This window comes from Aureimonas altamirensis, assembly GCF_023702225.1.
Classification (GTDB): domain Bacteria; phylum Pseudomonadota; class Alphaproteobacteria; order Rhizobiales; family Rhizobiaceae; genus Aureimonas; species Aureimonas altamirensis_B.
Map to the genome: position 1 here is coordinate 346084 of NZ_JAMQCO010000004.1, position 18949 is coordinate 365032.

Consider the following 18949-nt stretch of genomic DNA (forward strand, 5'->3'; position numbering starts at 1 on the left):
TCCTGCGCGGTCGGCGGCTCAGTGGCCGAGATAGACTTCCACGACCTTTGGGTCGTTCTTGACGTGCTCCATCGTGCCCTCCGACAGGACGTGGCCCTGGTGCAGCACGGTGACGCGATGCGCGATGTCTTCCACGAACTTCATGTCGTGCTCGATCACGATCACAGAACGCCCGTCGATGATGCGGTGCAGCAACTCGGCCGTCCGCACGCGCTCGGCTACGCTCATTCCGGCAACGGGCTCGTCCAGCATCAGCAAGTCCGGGTCCTGGATCAGCAGCATGCCGATCTCCAGCCATTGCTTCTGCCCGTGGCTCAGCATGTCCGAGCGCCGGTGCAGATGCTCTTTCAGGAAGATCGTCTCGGCGACCTCTTCCACTCGGTCGCGCACCTCGGCGTCCCGGCGGAAGGCGAGTGCGCCGAAGACGGACCAGCCACGCGGATAGGAGATTTCGAGATTTTCGAAGACGGTCAGATCCTCGTAGATCGTCGGGTTCTGGAACTTGCGGCCGACGCCGGCATGAACGATCTGATACTCCTTCATCTGCGTCAGCTCCTTGTCGCGGAAGCGGATGGAGCCGGAGGTGGCCTTCGTCTTGCCGCAGATGAGGTCCAGCGCCGTCGTCTTGCCGGCTCCGTTGGGGCCGATGATGACGCGGATCTCGTTTTCGTCGACGTAGAAGGACAGGTCGTTGACCGCCTTGAACCCGTCGAAGGATACGGTCAGCGCCTCCACCGACAGCAGGAAATCGTTGGTCGTGGCCATGGCCGGCGCTCCTTACTTGGCGGTGGACGGGGTTGCGTCGGGCGCGGAGATGCGTGCCGCGCCGCGCCGCGTAAGACGCTTCAGGACAGGCTCCACATGCGCGGTCCAAAGGCCCGCCAATCCCATCGGGAAAGCCACCGTGACGCCGATGAAGAGAGCGCCCATGGCGAACAGCCACAGTTCGGGGAAACTTTCGGAAAACGAAGTCTTGGCGAAGTTGACGAGCAGCGTGCCGTACACCGCACCCAGCAGCGACAGCCGTCCGCCGACGGCGCAGAAGATCACCATCTCGATCGAGGGCACGATGCCGATCAGCGTCGGCGACATGAAGCCGACCTGCAGGGTGAACATGGCGCCGCCGATGCCGGCCAGCGCCGCGGCGAAGGTGAAGACGAAGATCTTGAAGCGCGCCGTGTCGTATCCGGAAAAGCGGACCCGGTCTTCCTTGTCGCGCATGGCGACCAGGATGCGCCCCAGCTTGGAATTGCGCACCAGCATGCAGACGACGATGGCGCCGATGAGCAGGAAGGCGTTGACGAAATAGAGGATGGTCTTGGCGCCGTCGCCGCGGATATCCCAGCCCGCCAGCGTACGCAGGTCAGTAATGCCGTTGACGCCGCCCGTATAGCCCTGCTGGCCGATGATGAGGATGGTGAGGATGGCGGCGATGGCCTGCGTGATGATGGCGAAGTAGACGCCGCCGACCCGCCGCGTGAACATCGCGAAGCCGATCACGAAGGCAAGTGCGGCCGGCACCGCCATGACGGCGATGATGGTCAGCGGCAGCGAGTGGAAGGGCTGCCAGAACCATGGCAGCTCCGTCACCTGGTTCCAGTCCATGAAGTCCGGGATACCGGGGGTGGACTGGATGGCGGTCGCCTCGGGCGTCGATGCCTCCAGTTTCAGGAACATCGCCATGCAGTAGCCACCCAGGCCGAAGAAGATGCCCTGCCCCAGCGAAAGGATGCCTGCGCTGCCCCAGCACAGGACCAGCCCGACCGCGACGAAGGCGTAGGTGAGATACTTGCCGACGAGATTGAGCCGGAAGGCATCGGTCATGGCCGGGATGACCAGCAGGATCAGCGCGGCCAGGATGAGAAGGCCGATGGCCTGACCGCGCAGGGGAGAGTTCAGCGGGTTTTGCATGGCGGACCTCAGTTGCGGACCTTGAGGGTGAACAGGCCCTGCGGCCGCACCATCAGGATGACGACGACGGTGAGCAGGGTGAGCACCTTGGCCATCGAGCCCGACAGGAAGAACTCCATGGTCGACTGGGCCTGCGAGATGGCAAAGGCGGAGGCGAGCGTGCCGATCAGGCTGGCCGCGCCGCCGAAGACGACGACCAGGAACGTGTCCACGATGTAGAGCTGGCCGGCGCTCGGCCCGGTGGATCCGATCATGGTGAAGGCGCTGCCGGCGATGCCGGCGATGCCGCAGCCGAGCCCGAACGTCAGCCGGTCGACCTTCTCCGTATCGATGCCGACGGCGCCGGCCATGGGCCGGTTCTGCACCACGGCCCGCACCCGCGCGCCGAACCTGGAGCGGTACATCAGCAACCAGACGGCCAGCGTGATCGTCAGCGTGATGCCCATGACGATGAGGCCGTTGATGGGCACCTCGACCATGTCGGTCAGCGCCAGCGAGCCCATCATCCAGTCAGGCAGCGTCACGCCCACTTCGCGCGCGCCGAAGATGCTGCGGAAGGCCTGCTGCATGATGAGGGACAAGCCCCAGGTGGCCAGCAGCGTATCCAGCGGCCGGCGGTAGAGAAAGCGGATCAGTCCCCACTCCACCGCCATGCCGGCAGCGCCGCTGACGATGAAGGCGAGGCCCATGGATATGAAGAAGGTGATGGGCATCAGCGCCGGCGCATGCGCCTGCGCGAGCGTCGAGACGAGGTAGGTCACATAGGCGCCGAGGATCATGAACTCGCCATGCGCCATGTTGATGACGCCCATCTGCCCGAAGATGATCGCCAGCCCCAGCGCCATCAGCACGAGGACGGAGAACAGCGTCAGCCCGGCAAACCCCTGCATGGCGAAGATGGAAGAAAGCTCGCTCCAGCTATAGTCGGCGAACATCGGTCGGCTCCCGTCGCGTTATCCGGCGTTGAGAAAGGAGTGCAGCCGGCCCATGCCGGCCGCGCGGGAACGCTTATTGGTAGCCCTCGGGAAAGGGGTTCGGCTCCATCAGGTCGGTCGTCTCGTAGACGATGTCGTACTGTCCGTCCGGCATCGCGTGGCCGATGCGCGTCTTGGACCAGAGGTGATGGTTCTCGTGGATCTTCACGTAGCCTTCCGGCGCCGTGTCCAATTCGATGCCGGGGCTGGCCGCGCGCACCTTGTCGATATCGAAACTGCCGGCCTTCTCCACCGCCGCCTTCCACAGCCAAGGGCCGAGATAGGCGGCCTGCGTCACGTCGCCGACGACCATGTCCGCGCCATAGGCCTCCTTGAACTTGTCGACGAAGTTCTTGTTGTTCTCGTTGTCGATGCTCTGGAAGTATTTCATCGCCGCATAGGCGCCGTTTATGTTTTCGCCGCCGATGCCCCGGATCTCGTCCTCGGTCACCGAAATGGTCAGCAGCAGCGGCTTCTCCTTGGTCATGTCGATGCCGGCAGCCTTGAGCTGCTTGTAGAACGCGACGTTGGAGCCGCCGACGACGATGGCGTAGATGACGTCGGGCTTGCGCAGCTTGATCTTGTTGATCACCGAATTGAACTGCGTATGGCCGAGCGGGTAATATTCCTCGCCCACCACCTCGAGGCCCAGCTTCTCGATGTGCTTGCGGGCGATCTTGTTGGACGTGCGCGGCCAGATATAGTCGGAACCGAGCAGATAGAAGGTCTTGGCGCCCTTCTCCTTCGTCACCCAGTCGATGCCCGCCAGGATCTGCTGCGTGGCTTCCTGCCCGGTGTAGATGACGTTCGGGCTCTGCTCCAGCCCTTCGTAGAAGGTCGGATAATAGAGCATTCCGTTATACTGCTCGAAAACCGGCAGCACCGCCTTGCGGGAGGCCGACGTCCAGCAGCCGAAAACGGCCGCCGTCTTGTCTTCCACCAGGAGCTTGCGCGCCTTCTCGGCAAAGGTCGGCCAATCCGACGCTCCATCTTCCTGGATCACCTCGATCTTGCGGCCGAGGACGCCGCCCGCGGCGTTGATCTCGTCGATGGCCAGCTTCTCGGCCTGTACAGATCCGGTTTCGCTGATGGCCATCGTGCCCGATACCGAGTGCAGGATACCGACCTTGACGGTATCGTCGGTGACGGCGAGCCCGGTCGTGTTCACTTCGGACGTCGGCGGCCCCGCCGCGAAGGCGGCGGACGGCAGTGCGGCCATCATCGCCAGGGCGGCTGCCCCGAACATCAGGCGTCGGCGCGTGACGGACGGCGAGGCCGTCCCCTTGTTCCGTTCAGTCATTGGTGAAGCCCCGTCTCTTGAGAGATGCAGCCGCCTGAGGGTTGATCCGGTCGGGCCGCTCTTGATCACGGGTCGAAGCGTTGCCCGGATCGCTGCGCTGCAAAATACGTGAAATTGCGTATTCCCGCAGCGCGGCCCTGTGGCATGATCCATGCCGACAGTTTGAACCCAATTCCCTTTCCCGCACGCGTCGGCGCGCCCGGCGCGACATCCTTGACCGGCATTTTCCGCCCCGTCCGGAACGCAGATGACAGCACCCCAGCGCATCGTCCGGAATCGTCGCAGCTACAACCAGTGGGTTGCGAACGAGATGCTCGAAGACTACGCGCTCCGCTTCACCGCGAAGCGGGGGCGCCGCTGGTCGCCGCTGCAACTCGCCATGACGGCGTGCGGCGGCATCTCGTTCCTGGCGCTGGAGGCCATCGGCGGGGCGATCACACTGCATTTCGGCTTCTGGGCGGCGCTGGCCGCCACGCTGACGGTGTCCACCCTCATCTTTTGCGCAAGCCTGCCCATCACCTATTATGCCGCCCGCTACGGCATCGACATGGACCTCCTGACGCGCGGCGCGGGGTTCGGCTATCTCGGATCCACCGTCACCTCGCTCATCTATGCCTCCTTCACCTTCATCTTCTTCGCCATCGAGGCGGCCATCATGGCCATGGCGCTGGAGATGATGACGGGCCTGCCGCTCTGGGCCGGCTACATCGTCTGCGCCGTCGCGGTGATCCTCATCGTCGCGCATGGGATGAACATGATCAGCCGGTTCCAGATCGTCACCCAGCCGCTCTGGCTGGCGCTCAACCTCGCGCCCTTCCTGTTCCTCGCCATCGCGGCGCCGATCGGCCTCGGCGACTGGACGGCCTACTCCGGCACAATCGGCTCCGATGCCTCTCCGATCGCCATGTTCGGGGCGGCATCCGCCATCCTGTTCGCGCTGACGGCGCAGATCGGAGAGCAGGTAGACTATCTTCGCTTCATGCCCGAGCGGGAACCGAAGGGGCGCAACATCGGCTGGTGGGCGGCGTTGCTGGCGGGCGGCCCCGGCTGGATCGTCATCGGCGCCGTCAAGATACTGGCAGGCTCTTTCCTTGCAGTGCTTGCCGTCTCCCATGGCCTGGCGCCGGCGGACGCGAAGCACCCGACCGAAATGTACCGCGTGGCCTATGGAACCATGTTCGACAATCCGGCCATCGTCATAGCGGTCACCGGCATCTTCGTGGTGGTGGCGCAGATGAAGATCAACGTCACCAACGCCTATGCCGGCTCCATCGCCTGGTCCAACTTCTTCTCCCGGCTCACGCACCACCATCCGGGCCGGGTCGTCTGGCTGGTCTTCAACGTGGCGATCGCGCTCCTCCTGATGGAGATGGGCGTTCTGCAGGCGCTGGAGCAGATCCTAGGCCTCTATGCCATCGTGGCGGTATCATGGGTCTTCGCGCTGACGGCGGACCTCGTCGTCAACAAGCCGCTCGGCCTGTCGCCCAAGCCCATCGAGTTCAAGCGCGCGCATCTCTACGACATCAACCCCGTCGGGTTCGGGGCCATGGGCGCCGGCATCCTGGCCTCGACGCTCGCCTATCTCGGCCTGTTCGGCCAGACGCTGGCGGCGCTGCATGTCTACGTCGCGATGGTCACGGCCTTTGCCGTTTCGCCGCTCATCGCATGGGCGACGGGAGGGCGCACCTATATCGCGCGCGCACCGACGGATAGCTGGAACGGCGCGCAATCCTTACGCTGTTGCGTGTGCGAAAACAGTTTCGAGCCGGAGGACATGGCGACCTCCCCGGCCTATTCGGGGGCCATCTGCTCTCTCTGCTGCACGCTGGATGCCCGCTGCCGGGACCTGTGCAAAACGGACAGCCGCCTACGCGAGCAGATCGTCTCCTTCCTGCGGACGCATTCGCGGCAACTGGCTGCCTTCGCCGATTCTCCGCGCGGGCATTACCTTGCCGTCTTCGCCACCATGATGACGCTGACCGGCGGCATCCTCGCCCTCATCGCCTTCCAGGCCGCACTGGACCGCCCGGAGGAAACCGACGCCATCACCGGCTTTGCCCTGCGCGTCTTCGTGGTTTTCGCCATCGTCGAAGGCATCGTCTCGTGGCTGTTCGTGCTGGCCCATCACAGCCGGCGCGTCGCGCAGGAGGAGACCAGCCGGCAGACCCGGGCGCTGACGCGCGAAATCGCGGCGCATCGCCAGACGGATATCGAGTTGCAGGCCGCCAAGGAGAAGGCCGAGGCCGCCAGCCTCGCCAAGACCCGGTTCCTGTTCGGAATGAGCCACGAGCTGCGTACGCCGCTGAATTCCATTCTCGGCTTCGCGCAGTTGATGGAGCAGGATACGACGCTGCCGGCCCGCCGCCGCGAAGGCGTGAAGGTGATCCGCCGCAGCGGCGAGCATCTTGCCGGGCTCATCGACGGGCTGTTGGATATCTCCCGCATCGAGGCCGGAAAACTGCAGGTCTACCGCGACCCGATCTCGCTGACGGCCCTCTTGGGCGAGTTGGAGGAAATGTTCCGCATGCAGGCCGCAAATGCCGGGCTGGAATTCATGTTCGTCCGCGAGGGCGCGGTGCCCAACCATGTGCGCGGCGACGAAAAGCGGCTGCGCCAGATCCTGATCAACCTTCTGTCCAATGCCTGCAAGTTCACGCGTGAGGGGACGGTGATCCTTCGGGTGCGCTATCGCAGCCAGACGGCGGAGTTCACCGTCATCGACACCGGTCCGGGTATTCCGGCAGGCGATCTGGAGCGTATCTTCGAACCCTTCGAGCGCGGCGACCACGGTGCGCCCGGCTCGGGTATCGGCCTGACGATCACCAAGCTCCTGGTGGAAATCCTTGGCGGTGAGTTGAAGGTAGAAAGCCGCCTCGGCATCGGCAGCAGTTTCACGGTGCGGCTGATGCTGTCCAGCGATACGGCGCCCCGGATGACGGACAGCCTGTCGGGGCATCCGACAGGCTATCTCGGCAAAAGGCGCACGATCCTGGCGGTCGACGACGAACCGGCGCACCGGCAATTGCTGGAAGAGATACTGCGCCCGCTCGGCTTCACCCTCTTTACGGTGGACAGCGGCGCGGCCTGCCTCCAGATGGCCGGGCTCATCGAGCCCGACCTGTTCATACTGGACGTCAACATGCCGGGGATGGACGGTTGGGAACTGTCGCGCAGGCTGCGCAGGCAGGGCAACACGGCCAAGCTCATCATGCTTTCGGCGGACAGGCGTCCGGCCAACCCAGATGGCCGGCTGTGCGACGAATGGGTTTCCAAGCCCCTGTCCCTGCAAACGCTTCTCTCCTCGATCGAACGTCTGCTTCGGCTGGAGTGGATACGCGAAGCCGCGTTGCCGGCACCACCCTCCGTGCTGAACAGCCCATTGGAACCGACCGAAATTCCCGGCAGGCAAGCGCGCGCGCAACTTGCCGACGCGCTGCGGATCGGCCACGCAAGAGGCGCCCATGTCCAACTCGATGCCATCGCCCTCGCCCATCCCCGCACAGAGCGCTTCGTCGCGCAGGTCCGAGCCCGCCTCGAACTGTACGATCTCGATGCCTGCCTTGCACTCGTCGAGGCCGCCGAAGATCTCGATGCAAGCCGCGCCGATGCCTGACCTTTCGCGCATTACCGTGCTGGTGGTCGACGACTCCCCGGACAGCCTCGCCGTGCTGACCGAGACGCTGGAGCGCGAGGGTGCCGACGTCCTCGTGGCGCGGTCCGGCGATGCGGCCCTCGGCATCGTCGCTCGCGTCAAGCCCGACATCGTCCTGCTGGACGCGCTGATGCCGGGCCGTGACGGCTTCGAGACGTGCCGTGCCCTGAAGGCAGACGAAAGCTCCGCCGGCATCCCGGTCATCTTCATGACCGGTCTCGACGAGACGGAGCATATCGTTCGGGCCTTTTCCGTCGGCGGCGTGGACTATGTGACCAAGCCTTTCGCCGTTGCCGAAGTGATCGCGCGGATCGAGGTCCATGGGCGCAACGCCAGCCGGTCGCGCCTCGTGCAGCGCGCGCTGGAAACCAGCGGACGCCATCTGGTGGCGACCGACGCGCAGGGCCGCGTCTCGTGGGTATCGGCCGAAGCGCGCGCCGCACTGCAGGGCGGCGCAAGGCTGCACGACGACCCGCGCACCATCAGCCCGGGGGAAACCATCGAGGCGGCAGGGCAGACGCTGCGCCTTCTCGGCGCATGCGGCCCGTCCGAATACCTGTTCGAACTGCTGGACAAGGCGAGCGCGCAGACGCCGGAAGATGTGCTCAAGCAGGGCTTCGGGCTGACCACCCGCGAGGCGGAGGTGCTGATCTGGCTCGTGCGGGGCAAGTCGAACCGCGACATCGCCACCATTCTCAGCCTGTCTCCCCGTACGGTCGACAAGCATCTGGAAACGGTCTTCCGCAAGCTCGGTGTCGAAAACCGGACATCGGCGGTGGCGCTGGCGGTGGCGAAGATCTAGCCCGGCTTCTGCTCGTCGAAGCTGCGGCGGGCCGCTTCGACCGCGTCGAGATTGGCGATCATCCAGCCGTAGAGTGCCTTGAAGGGCACCTGAAGCGAACGGCCGAGAGGGGTGATGGAATATTCCACGCCCACCGGCGAAACCGGGATGACGCGCCGCGATACGAGCCCGTTGCGCTCCAGCCGTCGCAAGCATTGCGTCAGCGCCTTCTGCGTCACGCCCTCCAGGTGCCGCCTGATGCCGTTGAAGCGCATGGGGCCGGCATCCAGCACCGTCAGCACCATGACCGACCATTTGTCCGCCACCTGGTCGAACAGAAGGCGGCTTGGACAGTCGACGTGGAAGTGTTCGCAATCGGGCATCGGTTTCCTTCGGTATACCTGAGCGACTTGCAGTGCCTTATTGACCTCAGGTTTACAACATATACCTAGTGGGCTCCCATATCAACGGAGCTCCTATCCATGCCGGACCTATCGACGGACATCCTGTTTCGCCCATTTCGGATCGGGAGCCTGGAATTACCCAATCGCATCGTCATGGCGCCGATGACGCGCACCTTCACGAAGCAGGGGATTCCGGGCCCGGAAAACGCGGCTTACTATCGGCGACGGGCCGAAGGCGGGGTCGGGCTGATCCTGTCTGAAGGCACCGTGATCGACAGGCCGGCCTCTCGAAACCATCCTGGCATACCCTTCTTCCATGGCCGGGAGGCACTGGCAGGCTGGAAGGGCGTTATCGATTCCGTCCACGCGGCCGGCGGACGGATGGGGCCGCAGCTCTGGCACACGGGCGCGGTCAAGAGCATCCTCGGTGACTGGCAGGCCGACGCCCCGGTCGAAAGCCCGTCCGGCCTGGACGCGCCCGGCGTGCAACGCGGCGTGGCGATGAGCGAGGAAGCCATCGCCGACACGATCGCCGCCTTCGCTTCCGCCGCCGCAAGCGCCAAGGCGCTCGGCTTCGACACGGTCGAGCTGCATGGCGCACACGGATATCTCATAGACCAGTTCTTCTGGTCCGGCACCAACGAGCGCACCGACCGGTTCGGCGGGGCGACCATCCGCGAACGCGCGCAATTCGCCGCCGAGGTGGTGAAGGCGGTGCGCCTTGCCGTCGGCGACGGTTTTCCGGTCATCTTGCGCGTCAGCCAATGGAAACAGCAGGACTACGCTGCCCGCATCGCCGAAACGCCGGACGGCCTTGCCGATTGGCTGCAGCCGCTGGTGGAAGCCGGCGCCGATATCCTGCACTGCTCGCAACGCCGGTTCTGGGAGCCGGAGTTTCCGGACATCGACGGCGCCGAAGGGCTGAACTTCGCGGGTTGGGCGAAGAAGCTTACAGGCGCCCCCACGATCAGCGTCGGCTCGGTCGGCCTGAAGGGCGATTTCCTTGCGGCGTTCCAGGGACAGGGAGCGACGACATCCGGACTGGACGGACTCATCGAGCGGATGGAGCGCGATGAATTCGACCTCGTCGCCGTCGGGCGCGTGCTGCTGAGCGATCCGGACTGGGTCGCCAAGGTAAGGCAGGGCGACGCCGACGGATTGAAGGGCTTCGACCCGGCGGCCCTGACCGAACTGGCCTAGCTTCGGAACTCCCATGGCCGAATGCCGTGCGCCTTGATCCGCGAAGCGAGCGTCGTCGGCTTTACCCCAAGCAGCAGCGCAGCGCCGCCGGGGCCGGATACCCGGCCGCCGGCCAGCGACAGGGCTTTTTCGATATCCGCCTTTTCGGCCGCGCGCCGCCCCGTTTCGGTGCGGGGCGCCTCGCCCGGCGCGCCGTTACGGCGCGCCACGGCCGGCGTCGGCCGCGCCTGCGGCAGGTCGAAATCCAGCCTGCCGTCGCGCGACAGGATCAGCGCGCGCTCCAGCACGTTCTGCAACTCGCGGATATTGCCGGGCCAGTCGTAGGCCTGCAGGCGCTCCATGTCGCCGGCGCGGATGCGCCGCTGCTGCGGGCTGCCCTTGCGTCCGGGACTTTCGAGAAAGTGCGTCACCAGCAAAGGAATGTCCTCCACCCTCTCCCGCAGGGGCACCAGGTGGATCGGAAAGACGTTCAGGCGGAAATACAGGTCTGAGCGGAAGCGCCCCGCCGCCACCTCCGCTTCCAGGTTACGGTTGGTGGCGGCGACGATGCGCACATCCACCTCGCGCGTCTTTTCCTCCCCGATACGCTCGTATTGCCCCTCCTGCAGAATGCGCAGGAGCTTGCCCTGCAACTCCGGCGGAATTTCCCCCACCTCGTCCAGGAACAGCGTACCGCCATCCGCCAGCTCGAAACGCCCGGCGCGGTCTCGCAGGGCGCCGGTGAACGCACCCCTGGCATGGCCGAAGAATTCGGATTCGAACAGGTCGCGCGGGACGGCGGCGCAGTTGACGCGGATCAACGGCCTGTCCCCTCGCCCGCTCGCCTCGTGGATCGCGCGCGCCACCAGTTCCTTGCCGGTGCCGGATTCGCCCGTCACCAGCACCGCCGCGTCCGACGGTGCGACGAGTTCTATGCGCTTGCGCAGCGCCTCGACCGGCGCGGAGCGGCCGACGATGCCCCGGTCGCGGAATTCGAGTCGGATTTCCTCCTGGAGATAGGCGTTCTCGAGCTCCAGCCTCTGCCGCAGGCGGTCGTTCTCGGCAAGGGCCGAACGCAGTTCCTCTTCTGCGCGTCGGCGTCGGGTGACGTCGCGGAACACGATGACGGCGCCCACCACCGCGCCCCGCTCGCGGATGGGCGTGGACGTGTATTCCACCGGAAAGGACGAACCGTCCCTGCGGAAGAACACTTCGTCGTCCACCGTGTGCACCGCCCCATCGCGGAAGGCCGCATAGATGGGACAATGCTCGGCGGGATAATGGCGGCCATCGGCATGGTGGTGGTGGACGCTTTCGTGCATGCCCTTTCCGACCAGATCCTCGGCACGCCAGCCCAGCAGCTTTTCGGCCGCCGGGTTGAGGAAGGTGGTCTTGCCTTCGGCATTGACCCCGTAGACGCCCTCGCCGGCGGCGCGCAAGATCAACTGATTCTGTTGCTCGATGTCCCTGAAGATGCGGTCGACGCGCTGCCATTCGGCGATGCCGGAATGCTGGAAGCGGTTTGCCGCGGTATCCGTCGCATGGCGCGCCTGTTCCGCGAGGTCGATGACCGTCAGCAGGATATGCGCCTTGCCGCTGCCATTCTCGATCCTGTCGCCACGATACTCCACCCGCAGTTCGCTGCCGGAGGCGTGGCGCGGCGTCAGGCCGCGCGTCCAGTAATAGCCGAGCGTCAGCACCGCTTCGCAGAAGACGATCAGCGCCGGCAACTGGCCGGGATGCAAGGCGGAGAAGCCGGCATCCAGCAACTTGCCCTCCCCGGCCCCGAACAGAAGTTCCGCCGCACGGCTGATGCCGACGATCCTGTCTTCGGTGGGATCGACCTTTATGACGGCAAGGGACGGCGGCGGAGTGTGCAGTTGCATGCACGCACGATAACGAGATTTCGTAAGATTACGAAACGAAATCTCGTGATTTCGCGTGATCCGACCTGGCAAGGCGCACGCCGCATGCGGGCAGGCAGGCCTATCGAAATTGGCACGCGGATTGCAACACCCCTGTCAGCGCGTCTCAGACAGGGGGTATCCCGATGGCACTTTTCGACAATCCGTTCCGACCCGATACAAGTCTTGCTCGCTGTTCATGCGGCCGCCATGCCAGCGAGGCCGAGCATCGGATGGCGGTGCAACTGGAAGCGCGAGCGGTGGCGGATCGCGAGGAAGCCCGCACGACGCGCGTGGTGGAATCGGCCCTGATGCGCGCCCTCTTCCCGCAGGACCGTTCCCGCCGCGCCTTCCTGCGCGCCGTCGGCTCCGGCACTGCGGCGGCCGCGCTGGCGCAATTCCTGCCCGTCGGGATGATCGCCGATGCCTTCGCACAGGGCGCCGGGCCGCTGGAAAAGACCGACCTGAATGTCGGCTTCATCCCCATCACCTGCGCCACCCCGATCATCATGGCGCATCCGATGGGCTTCTACGAGCGGCAGGGCCTGAACGTGAACGTGGTGAAGACGGCAGGTTGGGCCGTCATCCGCGACATGACGATGAATGGCGAATACGACGCCGCGCACATGCTGGCCCCCATGCCCATCGCCATCACCATGGGCGCCGGGGCCAACGCCATTCCCTATACGATGCCGGCGGTCGAGAACATCAACGGACAGGCCATCACCCTTGCGATGAAGCACCGGGAGCGGCGCGACCCGGCCGACTGGAAGGGCTTCCGCTTCGCCGTCCCGTTCGATTATTCGATGCACAACTACCTTCTGCGGTACTATCTCGCGGAGGCGGGCATCGACCCGGACGCGGATGTGTCTATCCGTGCCGTGCCGCCGCCGGAGATGGTCGCCAACCTGCGGGCCGACAATATCGACGGTTTCCTTGCGCCCGACCCGGTCAACCAGCGCGCCGTCTATGACGGCGTGGGCTTCATCCATATCCTGTCCAAGGAAATCTGGGACGGCCATCCGTGCTGCGGCTTCGCCGCCTCGCGCGCTTTCGTCGAGAATTCGCCCAACACCTATGCCGCCCTGCTACGCGCCATCATGGAGGCGACGGCCTACGCGACCGATGCCGCGCACCGCAGCGAGATCGCCGCCGCCATCGCACCGCAGCAATACCTGAACCAGCCGGAAACCGTCGTGAACCAGGTGCTGACGGGCACCTACGCCGATGGGCTCGGCAATGTCGTCCGCGACCCCGACCGCATCGATTTCGCGCCCTTCCCCTGGGAAAGCTTCGCCGTCTGGATCATGACCCAGATGAAGCGCTGGGGGCAGGTTTCGGGCGATGTCGATTATGCCGGCATAGCCGAACAGGTCTACCTCGCCACCGATGCCCGCCGCCTGATGCAGGAGGTGGGGCTGGAAGCGCCGGCCGAGAACTCGAAGAGCTTCTCCGTCATGGGCAAGACGTTCGACCCGGCCGACCCGGAGGGCTACCTCGCCTCCTTCGACATCGGGCGGAGCTGAACGATGACGGCTTCGCTTTCCTTGCGCGCCGGCATCCTGTCGCTCGCCATCCTCGCGGCAATCCTGATCGGCTGGCATGTCGCCGTATCGCAAGGGGGCACGGCGGCCGAGGGGCTCGATCCGGAATATGCCGCCCTGATGGGAGCGCAGGTCACGCAGGGCGCCTCGGCCATGCCGGGTCCGATGGACCTGGCGCGGACGCTCTGGGGACACCTGTCCGACCCGTTCTACGACCATGGGCCCAATTCGAAGGGCATCGGCCTTCAGTTGCTCTATTCCCTCGGCCGCGTGCTGCTGGGCTTCGGCCTGGCCTTCGTCGTGGCGGTGCCGCTGGGCTTCATGATCGGCATGTCGCCGTTGGTATCGAAGGCGCTGAACCCCTTCATCCAGATCCTGAAGCCGGTATCGCCGCTGGCCTGGATGCCGCTCGCCCTCTACACGATCAAGGACTCGGCCATCTCGGCCATCTTCGTGATCTTCATCTGCTCGATCTGGCCGATGCTGGTGAATACGGCCTTCGGCGTCGCCAATGTGCGGCGGGAATGGCTGAACGTCGCCCGCACGCTGGAGATCTCGCCCCTGCGGCGGGCCTTCACGGTCATCCTGCCGGCCGCCGCGCCGACCATCGTGACGGGCATGCGCATATCCATCGGCATCGCATGGCTCGTCATCGTCGCGGCCGAGATGCTCGTTGGCGGCACCGGGATCGGCTACTTCGTCTGGAACGAGTGGAACAACCTGTCCATCGTCAACGTCATCGTCGCCATCCTGATGATCGGCGTGATCGGCATGATCCTCGACCAGATCCTGGCGGGCGCGGCGCGCCTCGTGACCTTTCCCGAGTAGGAGCGTCGACCATGAGCAACATCCTGCCCATCGGGCGCAAGCGCCCGCCAACAGAAGGCAAGAGGACGGAAAAGCCCATGCCGTCGAAACGACTGATCTCCATCGAAGGCATCGCCAAGCGCTACCCGCGCAAGGGCGAAGGCGACCTCACCATCTTCGAGGATCTGTGGCTGCCGATCGACCGGGGCGAATTCGTCTGCATCATCGGTCATTCCGGCTGCGGCAAGACGACCGTACTCAACATCCTGGCCGGGCTGGACCAGCCGTCGGAAGGCGTCGTCATCGTCGACGGAAAGGAGATTTCCGGGCCCTCCCTCGACCGGGCCGTGATCTTCCAGGGCCACGCGCTGCTGCCATGGATGAGCGTGCTCGGCAATGTCGCCTATGCCGTTTCCGCCCGCCACCCCGACTGGTCCGGGGCAAGGGTGCGCGAGCATGCCATGCGCTTCATCGAACTCGTCGGTCTCGGGCCGGCCGCCGGCCGCAAGCCGGCGGAGCTTTCCGGCGGGATGAAGCAGCGCGTCGGCATTGCCCGCGCCTTGTCCATCGAGCCGAAGACGCTGCTGATGGACGAGCCGTTCTCGGCGCTCGACGCGCTGACGCGGGGCACCCTGCAGGACGAGGTGCGCCGCATCTGCGTCTCGTCGGACCAGACGGTGATGATGATCACCCACGATGTGGACGAGGCCATCTACCTGGCCGACAAGATCGTGCTGATGACGAACGGGCCCGGGGCGCATGTCGCCGAGATCGTGCGGAACACGCTCCCGCGGGACCGCATGCGCAACGACCTCCACAGGCTGCCCGGCTATTACGAGCTGCGCAATCACCTGATGGACTTCCTCGTGACCCGCTCGGCCACCTTCGCCCAGGAGTTGGCAGGCGGGCTGGAGTGGAACGGAAGGACGCCGCCGCTGGTCCAGCCCATCGGCGACGCCGTGCCCTCGGCGGTCATCGCCGCCGAGGCCGAGGACGGCGGTCGCGCCGCCTCCTGAATACCCCCCGACCCATGCAAAGGACCCTACCGATGAAGCGTATCGAACTCGTCGAGAAGATCTTCGACGTGAAGCGTGAGAAGAACCTGACCTGGAAAGCCATCGCGGAAGAGATCGGCGGCTACTCCCAGCTCTACATCATGACGGCGTTGATGGGGCAGATGCGCCTGCCGGCCCCGCAGGCCGCCAAGGCGGCCGCGCTGTTCGGCCTGAGCGAGAACGAGCAGAAGATGCTGGGCGAGGTTCCGTATCGTGCCGAGCAGAGCCTCGTCCCGCCGACCGATCCGACCCTCTACCGCTTTCACGAGGCGATGATGGTCTTCGGCCCGACGATGAAGGAATATATCCATGAGGAGTTCGGCGACGGCATCATGTCGGCCATCGACTTCGACCTGCAGATGGAACGCGAGCCGAACGAGGCGGGCGACCGGGTGCGCATCACCATGTCGGGCAAGTTCCTGCCCTACCGGTACCATCAGCCGGAAGAAGGCTGCCCGGCCCTCGGATACAGGCAGAAGGACGCCTGACGATGCGCTCGCAGGTCCCGGCCGAAGCGCGCCCGCCGCTTCCCCCCTTCGATGCCGGGACCGCGAGCATCAAGGCACGGCGGGCCGAAGATGCCTGGAACGGACGCGATCCGGCCGCCGTGGCGATGGCCTACACGGCGGACTCCCGGTGGCGGAACCGGTCCGAGTTCCTGCAGGGGCGCGAGGCGATCGTCGCCTTCCTGAGCCGCAAATGGCAGCGGGAACTGGATTATCGCCTCATCAAGGAGGTCTGGGCCTTCCACGGCAATCGCATTGCGGCGCGTTTTGCCTACGAGTGGCACGACGCGGACGGCCGGTGGTTCCGCAGCCATGGCAACGAGCAATGGCAATTCGATGCCGAAGGCCTGATGGAGCGCCGCGAGGCCTCCATCAACGACGTGCAGATATCGGAGCACGAGCGCCTGTTCCGCTGGGAGGGCGCCCGCCGCCCGGACGATCATCCGGGACTGTCCGACCTCGGCCTTTAAAGGATCGCGTGACGGACTTTGGCCGACACCCATTCCGATAGGAAGACGGTGGCGAGGATCAGGGCGAAGATCACCGACACCTGGCTCCAGGCCAGCATGTTGAGAGAGCTTTGCAATTGCATTCCGATGCCGCCGGCCCCGACAAGACCGAGGATGGCGGATTCGCGGATGTTGATGTCCCAGCGGAACACGGTCACACCCATGAAGGTGGGCAGCACCTGCGGCACCACCGCATAATCCAGAAGCTGCGCCGTACCGGCGCCGGTTGCGCGGACCGCCTCGACCTGGCCTTCGTCGATCTCCTCGATCGCCTCGTAGATCAGTTTGGATATGAAGCCGATGGAGCGGAGCGCGATGGCCAGGATGCCGGCGAGAAGCCCGGGCCCGAAGATGACGACCAGCACCAGCGCCCAGATCAGGGAGTTGATCGAGCGGGAGGCGACGATGACCAGCAACGCCAGGGGCCGCAGGAAGGCGGCGCTCGGCGTCGTGTTGGATGCGGCGAGAAACGCGACCGGCACGGACAGCACCGAACCCAGAAGCGTCCCGAGCGTCGCGATGTTGATCGTATCCCACAAGGGGCCCATGAGCTGGCCGGCATAATCCCAGCGCGGCGGAAACGCCCGTGCGACCAGTTGCGCGCCCTGCGACGGCGCATCCAGGGCGAAGGCCCAGATCGTATTCCGGTTCATCACCTGCCAGCACCAGACGAAGAAGGCGGCGAGCGCCGCCCAGCAAAGCCATTGCAGCCATTCGGCGGCAGTGGTGCGCTTGCGCCAGACGGGCGCCGGGCGTGAAGGTCCGGTCATCATTGAACCCGCTTGCGGATGAAGGAAGACAGATATTCGGCCATCATCACGATGGCGATGATGATCAGAAGAATGGCGGCGGCCGTATCGTAGTCGTAGCGCTCCATTGCGGTGTTGAGCGTCGCGCCGACGCCGCCCGCGCCCACGATGCCGATGACGGCGGATTCGCGGAAGTTGATGTCGAAGCGGTAGAGCGACAGGCCGACGACGCGCGGCATTACCTGTGGCTGCACGGCATAGTTGATCTCCTGCCGCCACGAGCTGCCCGTTGCGCGGATGGCCTCCACCTGCCGAGGATCGATTTCCTCGATATCTTCGGCCAGAAGCTTGGCCAGAAAACCGATCGTGGCGAAGGCCAGCGTCAGGAAACCGGCCAGCGGGCCGAATCCGACCATGGCCACGAACAGGATGGCGATGATGATCTCCTGGAAGGCACGGCTGACGGCGATGATACCCCGGCATGCCCAGTAGACCGGAAGGGGCGCGATGTTGCGTGCGGCGCCGATGCCGATGGGAACGGAAACCAGAATGCCGACGATGGTTGCGCAGAACGTCATCGTCAGGCTCTCGGCCAGCCCCTGGCTGATATCGCGCCAGCGCGAGGTGAAGTCGGGCGAGAGGAAGGCGGACACGAACCGCTGGCCGCGCTCCAGCCCCTCGGCTACCCGCGCCCAGTTCACATCGACGGACGCGAGGGCAAGCACCAGATAGATGCCGATGCCGCCATAAACGATCAGGCGCGTCGCGCGCGCCTGGATGAACAGAGGCGGCCTTCGCCATGTCCGCGCATGGGCGGATGCGACGGTCATGCCAGCGCCTCCTGCCGCCGAAGGGACGCGACGGCGAAGTCGGGCGCCGGACTTTCCGTCTCGTCTCCCTCTTCGCCGCGCAGCGCCTTCCAGTCTTCCTCCCCGTAGATCACCGTCAGGACGTCGTCGGTCAGCTCGTCCGGTGCGCCGTCGAAGACGACGACGCCGGCGCGGAGGCCGACGATCCTGTCGACGAAGGCGCGGGCCAGAAGCACATCGTGGATGTTCACGATGGCCGGCAGGCTACGCTCGGCGCATATGGCGCGGATGAGACGCATGATCTGCCGCGACGTCCGCGGATCGAGCGAGGCCGTCGGCTCGTCCACCAGAAGCAGTTCGGGCTCCTGCGCCAGCGCCCGCGCGATGCCGACACGCTGGCGCTGGCCGCCCGAGAGAGCGTCGGCGCGCTTGTCGACATGGTCGAGAAGACCGACGCGGTCGATGAGCGCGAAGGCGCGCTCGACGTCGTCGCCCGGAAAGCGGCGCAGAAACGAACGCCAGAAGGGCACGTAGCCCAACCGGCCGGACAGGACGTTTTCCATGACCGTCAGCCGTTCCACCAGCGCATAGTCCTGGAAGATCATGCCGATGCGCCGGCGGGCGCGTCTGAGTTGGCGGCCGCCGAGCCGCGTCAGCTCCGTATCGCCCAGGTATATCCGCCCGGCCGTAGGCTCGACCAGCCGGTTGACGCAGCGGATCAACGTCGACTTTCCGGCCCCGGACGGGCCGATCAGGCCAACGACCTGCCCCCGGGAGACCGTCAGGGAGACCCCGCCGATGGCGAGGTCCCCCGTCCGGTAGCGCTTTTCCAGTGCCTCGATACGCAGCATGGTCGGACCCGGAG

Annotated in this window: 17 protein-coding genes; 8 read left to right on the forward strand and 9 right to left on the reverse strand. The window is 65.4% G+C overall.

Annotated features, from left to right (window positions below; all coding sequences use genetic code 11):
* Nucleotides 1-18 precede the first annotated feature (18 nt).
* The 4 genes from urtD to urtA form a co-directional block, all read right to left on the reverse strand.
* Nucleotides 19-765 (reverse strand): urea ABC transporter ATP-binding protein UrtD, encoded by a 747-nt coding sequence (gene urtD / locus NDN16_RS09150; protein ID WP_251113308.1) that lies wholly within the window; start codon nucleotides 763-765, stop codon nucleotides 19-21.
* A gap of 12 nt (nucleotides 766-777) precedes the next feature.
* Complete coding sequence (gene urtC / locus NDN16_RS09155; protein WP_251113309.1) at nucleotides 778-1911, reverse strand: urea ABC transporter permease subunit UrtC; 1134 nt, start codon at nucleotides 1909-1911, stop codon at nucleotides 778-780.
* Between the two features lie 8 nt (nucleotides 1912-1919).
* Nucleotides 1920-2846 (reverse strand): urea ABC transporter permease subunit UrtB, encoded by a 927-nt coding sequence (urtB, locus tag NDN16_RS09160; protein ID WP_251113310.1) that lies wholly within the window; start codon nucleotides 2844-2846, stop codon nucleotides 1920-1922.
* Nucleotides 2847-2919: 73 nt separating this feature from the next.
* On the reverse strand, nucleotides 2920-4185 hold the full coding sequence (urtA, locus tag NDN16_RS09165; RefSeq protein WP_251113311.1) for an urea ABC transporter substrate-binding protein: 1266 nt from the start codon (nucleotides 4183-4185) through the stop codon (nucleotides 2920-2922).
* A gap of 247 nt (nucleotides 4186-4432) precedes the next feature.
* On the opposite strand from urtA, the gene NDN16_RS09170 reads away from it, so the two are divergent.
* The gene (locus NDN16_RS09170; protein WP_251113312.1) at nucleotides 4433-7798 is read left to right on the forward strand and encodes a hybrid sensor histidine kinase/response regulator; all 3366 of its coding nucleotides are present in this window, start codon (nucleotides 4433-4435) and stop codon (nucleotides 7796-7798) included.
* Nucleotides 7791-8639 (forward strand): response regulator, encoded by an 849-nt coding sequence (locus NDN16_RS09175; RefSeq protein WP_251113313.1) that lies wholly within the window; start codon nucleotides 7791-7793, stop codon nucleotides 8637-8639. The genes NDN16_RS09170 and NDN16_RS09175 overlap by 8 nt, the downstream gene beginning before the upstream one ends.
* On the opposite strand, the gene NDN16_RS09180 is transcribed toward NDN16_RS09175, so the two are convergent.
* Nucleotides 8636-9001, reverse strand: a complete 366-nt coding sequence (locus tag NDN16_RS09180; RefSeq protein WP_251113314.1) for a winged helix-turn-helix transcriptional regulator — start codon at nucleotides 8999-9001, stop codon at nucleotides 8636-8638. The two genes, NDN16_RS09175 and NDN16_RS09180, sit on opposite strands and share 4 nt — an antisense overlap.
* A 99-nt stretch (nucleotides 9002-9100) precedes the next feature.
* Here NDN16_RS09180 and NDN16_RS09185 point away from each other — a divergent pair, with 99 nt between their 5' ends.
* A complete protein-coding gene (locus tag NDN16_RS09185) occupies nucleotides 9101-10222 on the forward strand; it encodes an NADH:flavin oxidoreductase (RefSeq protein ID WP_251113315.1) in 1122 nt (373 codons plus the stop codon).
* Here NDN16_RS09185 and NDN16_RS09190 read toward each other — a convergent pair.
* Nucleotides 10219-12087 carry a sigma 54-interacting transcriptional regulator gene (locus NDN16_RS09190; protein WP_251113316.1) on the reverse strand — a complete coding sequence of 623 codons (1869 nt, stop codon included), beginning with the start codon at nucleotides 12085-12087 and terminating at the stop codon, nucleotides 10219-10221. The two genes, NDN16_RS09185 and NDN16_RS09190, sit on opposite strands and share 4 nt — an antisense overlap.
* Nucleotides 12088-12251: 164 nt before the next feature.
* On the opposite strand from NDN16_RS09190, the gene NDN16_RS09195 reads away from it, so the two are divergent.
* From NDN16_RS09195 to NDN16_RS09215, 5 genes are read left to right on the forward strand one after another with little or no spacing between them, the layout of a single operon-like run.
* The gene (locus NDN16_RS09195) at nucleotides 12252-13631 is read left to right on the forward strand and encodes a CmpA/NrtA family ABC transporter substrate-binding protein (protein WP_251113317.1); all 1380 of its coding nucleotides are present in this window, start codon (nucleotides 12252-12254) and stop codon (nucleotides 13629-13631) included.
* 3 nt (nucleotides 13632-13634) lie between these two features.
* Nucleotides 13635-14477 carry a nitrate ABC transporter permease gene (gene ntrB, locus NDN16_RS09200; RefSeq protein WP_251113318.1) on the forward strand — a complete coding sequence of 281 codons (843 nt, stop codon included), beginning with the start codon at nucleotides 13635-13637 and terminating at the stop codon, nucleotides 14475-14477.
* Between the two features lie 11 nt (nucleotides 14478-14488).
* Nucleotides 14489-15472, forward strand: a complete 984-nt coding sequence (locus NDN16_RS09205; protein WP_435301080.1) for an ABC transporter ATP-binding protein — start codon at nucleotides 14489-14491, stop codon at nucleotides 15470-15472.
* Between the two features lie 32 nt (nucleotides 15473-15504).
* Nucleotides 15505-15999 carry a cyanase gene (cynS, locus tag NDN16_RS09210; protein WP_251113319.1) on the forward strand — a complete coding sequence of 165 codons (495 nt, stop codon included), beginning with the start codon at nucleotides 15505-15507 and terminating at the stop codon, nucleotides 15997-15999.
* 2 nt (nucleotides 16000-16001) lie between these two features.
* Complete coding sequence (locus NDN16_RS09215; RefSeq protein ID WP_251113320.1) at nucleotides 16002-16487, forward strand: DUF1348 family protein; 486 nt, start codon at nucleotides 16002-16004, stop codon at nucleotides 16485-16487.
* On the opposite strand, the gene phnE (NDN16_RS09220) is transcribed toward NDN16_RS09215, so the two are convergent.
* From phnE (NDN16_RS09220) to phnC, 3 genes are read right to left on the reverse strand one after another with little or no spacing between them, the layout of a single operon-like run.
* Nucleotides 16484-17296 (reverse strand): phosphonate ABC transporter, permease protein PhnE, encoded by an 813-nt coding sequence (gene phnE / locus NDN16_RS09220; protein WP_251113321.1) that lies wholly within the window; start codon nucleotides 17294-17296, stop codon nucleotides 16484-16486. The two genes, NDN16_RS09215 and phnE (NDN16_RS09220), sit on opposite strands and share 4 nt — an antisense overlap.
* Entirely contained in the window at nucleotides 17296-18105 is an 810-nt protein-coding gene (phnE, locus tag NDN16_RS09225; RefSeq protein ID WP_251113322.1) for a phosphonate ABC transporter, permease protein PhnE, read from the reverse strand. Before phnE (NDN16_RS09225) ends, phnE (NDN16_RS09220) begins: the two co-directional genes overlap by 1 nt.
* Entirely contained in the window at nucleotides 18102-18935 is an 834-nt protein-coding gene (gene phnC, locus NDN16_RS09230) for a phosphonate ABC transporter ATP-binding protein (RefSeq protein WP_251113323.1), read from the reverse strand. Before phnC ends, phnE (NDN16_RS09225) begins: the two co-directional genes overlap by 4 nt.
* Between the last annotated feature and the right edge of the window lie 14 nt (nucleotides 18936-18949).

Bases quoted from the DNA above. Each gene is read 5' to 3' on its own strand.
- urtD (WP_251113308.1), bottom strand. From the start codon at position 765: ATGGCCACGACCAACGATTTCCTGCTGTCGGTGGAGGCGCTGACCGTA.
- urtC (WP_251113309.1), bottom strand. From the start codon at position 1,911: ATGCAAAACCCGCTGAACTCTCCCCTGCGCGGTCAGGCCATCGGCCTT.
- urtB (WP_251113310.1), bottom strand. From the start codon at position 2,846: ATGTTCGCCGACTATAGCTGGAGCGAGCTTTCTTCCATCTTCGCCATG.
- urtA (WP_251113311.1), bottom strand. From the start codon at position 4,185: ATGACTGAACGGAACAAGGGGACGGCCTCGCCGTCCGTCACGCGCCGA.
- NDN16_RS09170 (WP_251113312.1), top strand. From the start codon at position 4,433: ATGACAGCACCCCAGCGCATCGTCCGGAATCGTCGCAGCTACAACCAG.
- NDN16_RS09175 (WP_251113313.1), top strand. From the start codon at position 7,791: ATGCCTGACCTTTCGCGCATTACCGTGCTGGTGGTCGACGACTCCCCG.
- NDN16_RS09180 (WP_251113314.1), bottom strand. From the start codon at position 9,001: ATGCCCGATTGCGAACACTTCCACGTCGACTGTCCAAGCCGCCTTCTG.
- NDN16_RS09185 (WP_251113315.1), top strand. From the start codon at position 9,101: ATGCCGGACCTATCGACGGACATCCTGTTTCGCCCATTTCGGATCGGG.
- NDN16_RS09190 (WP_251113316.1), bottom strand. From the start codon at position 12,087: ATGCAACTGCACACTCCGCCGCCGTCCCTTGCCGTCATAAAGGTCGAT.
- NDN16_RS09195 (WP_251113317.1), top strand. From the start codon at position 12,252: ATGGCACTTTTCGACAATCCGTTCCGACCCGATACAAGTCTTGCTCGC.
- ntrB (WP_251113318.1), top strand. From the start codon at position 13,635: ATGACGGCTTCGCTTTCCTTGCGCGCCGGCATCCTGTCGCTCGCCATC.
- NDN16_RS09205 (WP_435301080.1), top strand. From the start codon at position 14,489: ATGAGCAACATCCTGCCCATCGGGCGCAAGCGCCCGCCAACAGAAGGC.
- cynS (WP_251113319.1), top strand. From the start codon at position 15,505: ATGAAGCGTATCGAACTCGTCGAGAAGATCTTCGACGTGAAGCGTGAG.
- NDN16_RS09215 (WP_251113320.1), top strand. From the start codon at position 16,002: ATGCGCTCGCAGGTCCCGGCCGAAGCGCGCCCGCCGCTTCCCCCCTTC.
- phnE (WP_251113321.1), bottom strand. From the start codon at position 17,296: ATGACCGGACCTTCACGCCCGGCGCCCGTCTGGCGCAAGCGCACCACT.
- phnE (WP_251113322.1), bottom strand. From the start codon at position 18,105: ATGACCGTCGCATCCGCCCATGCGCGGACATGGCGAAGGCCGCCTCTG.
- phnC (WP_251113323.1), bottom strand. From the start codon at position 18,935: ATGCTGCGTATCGAGGCACTGGAAAAGCGCTACCGGACGGGGGACCTC.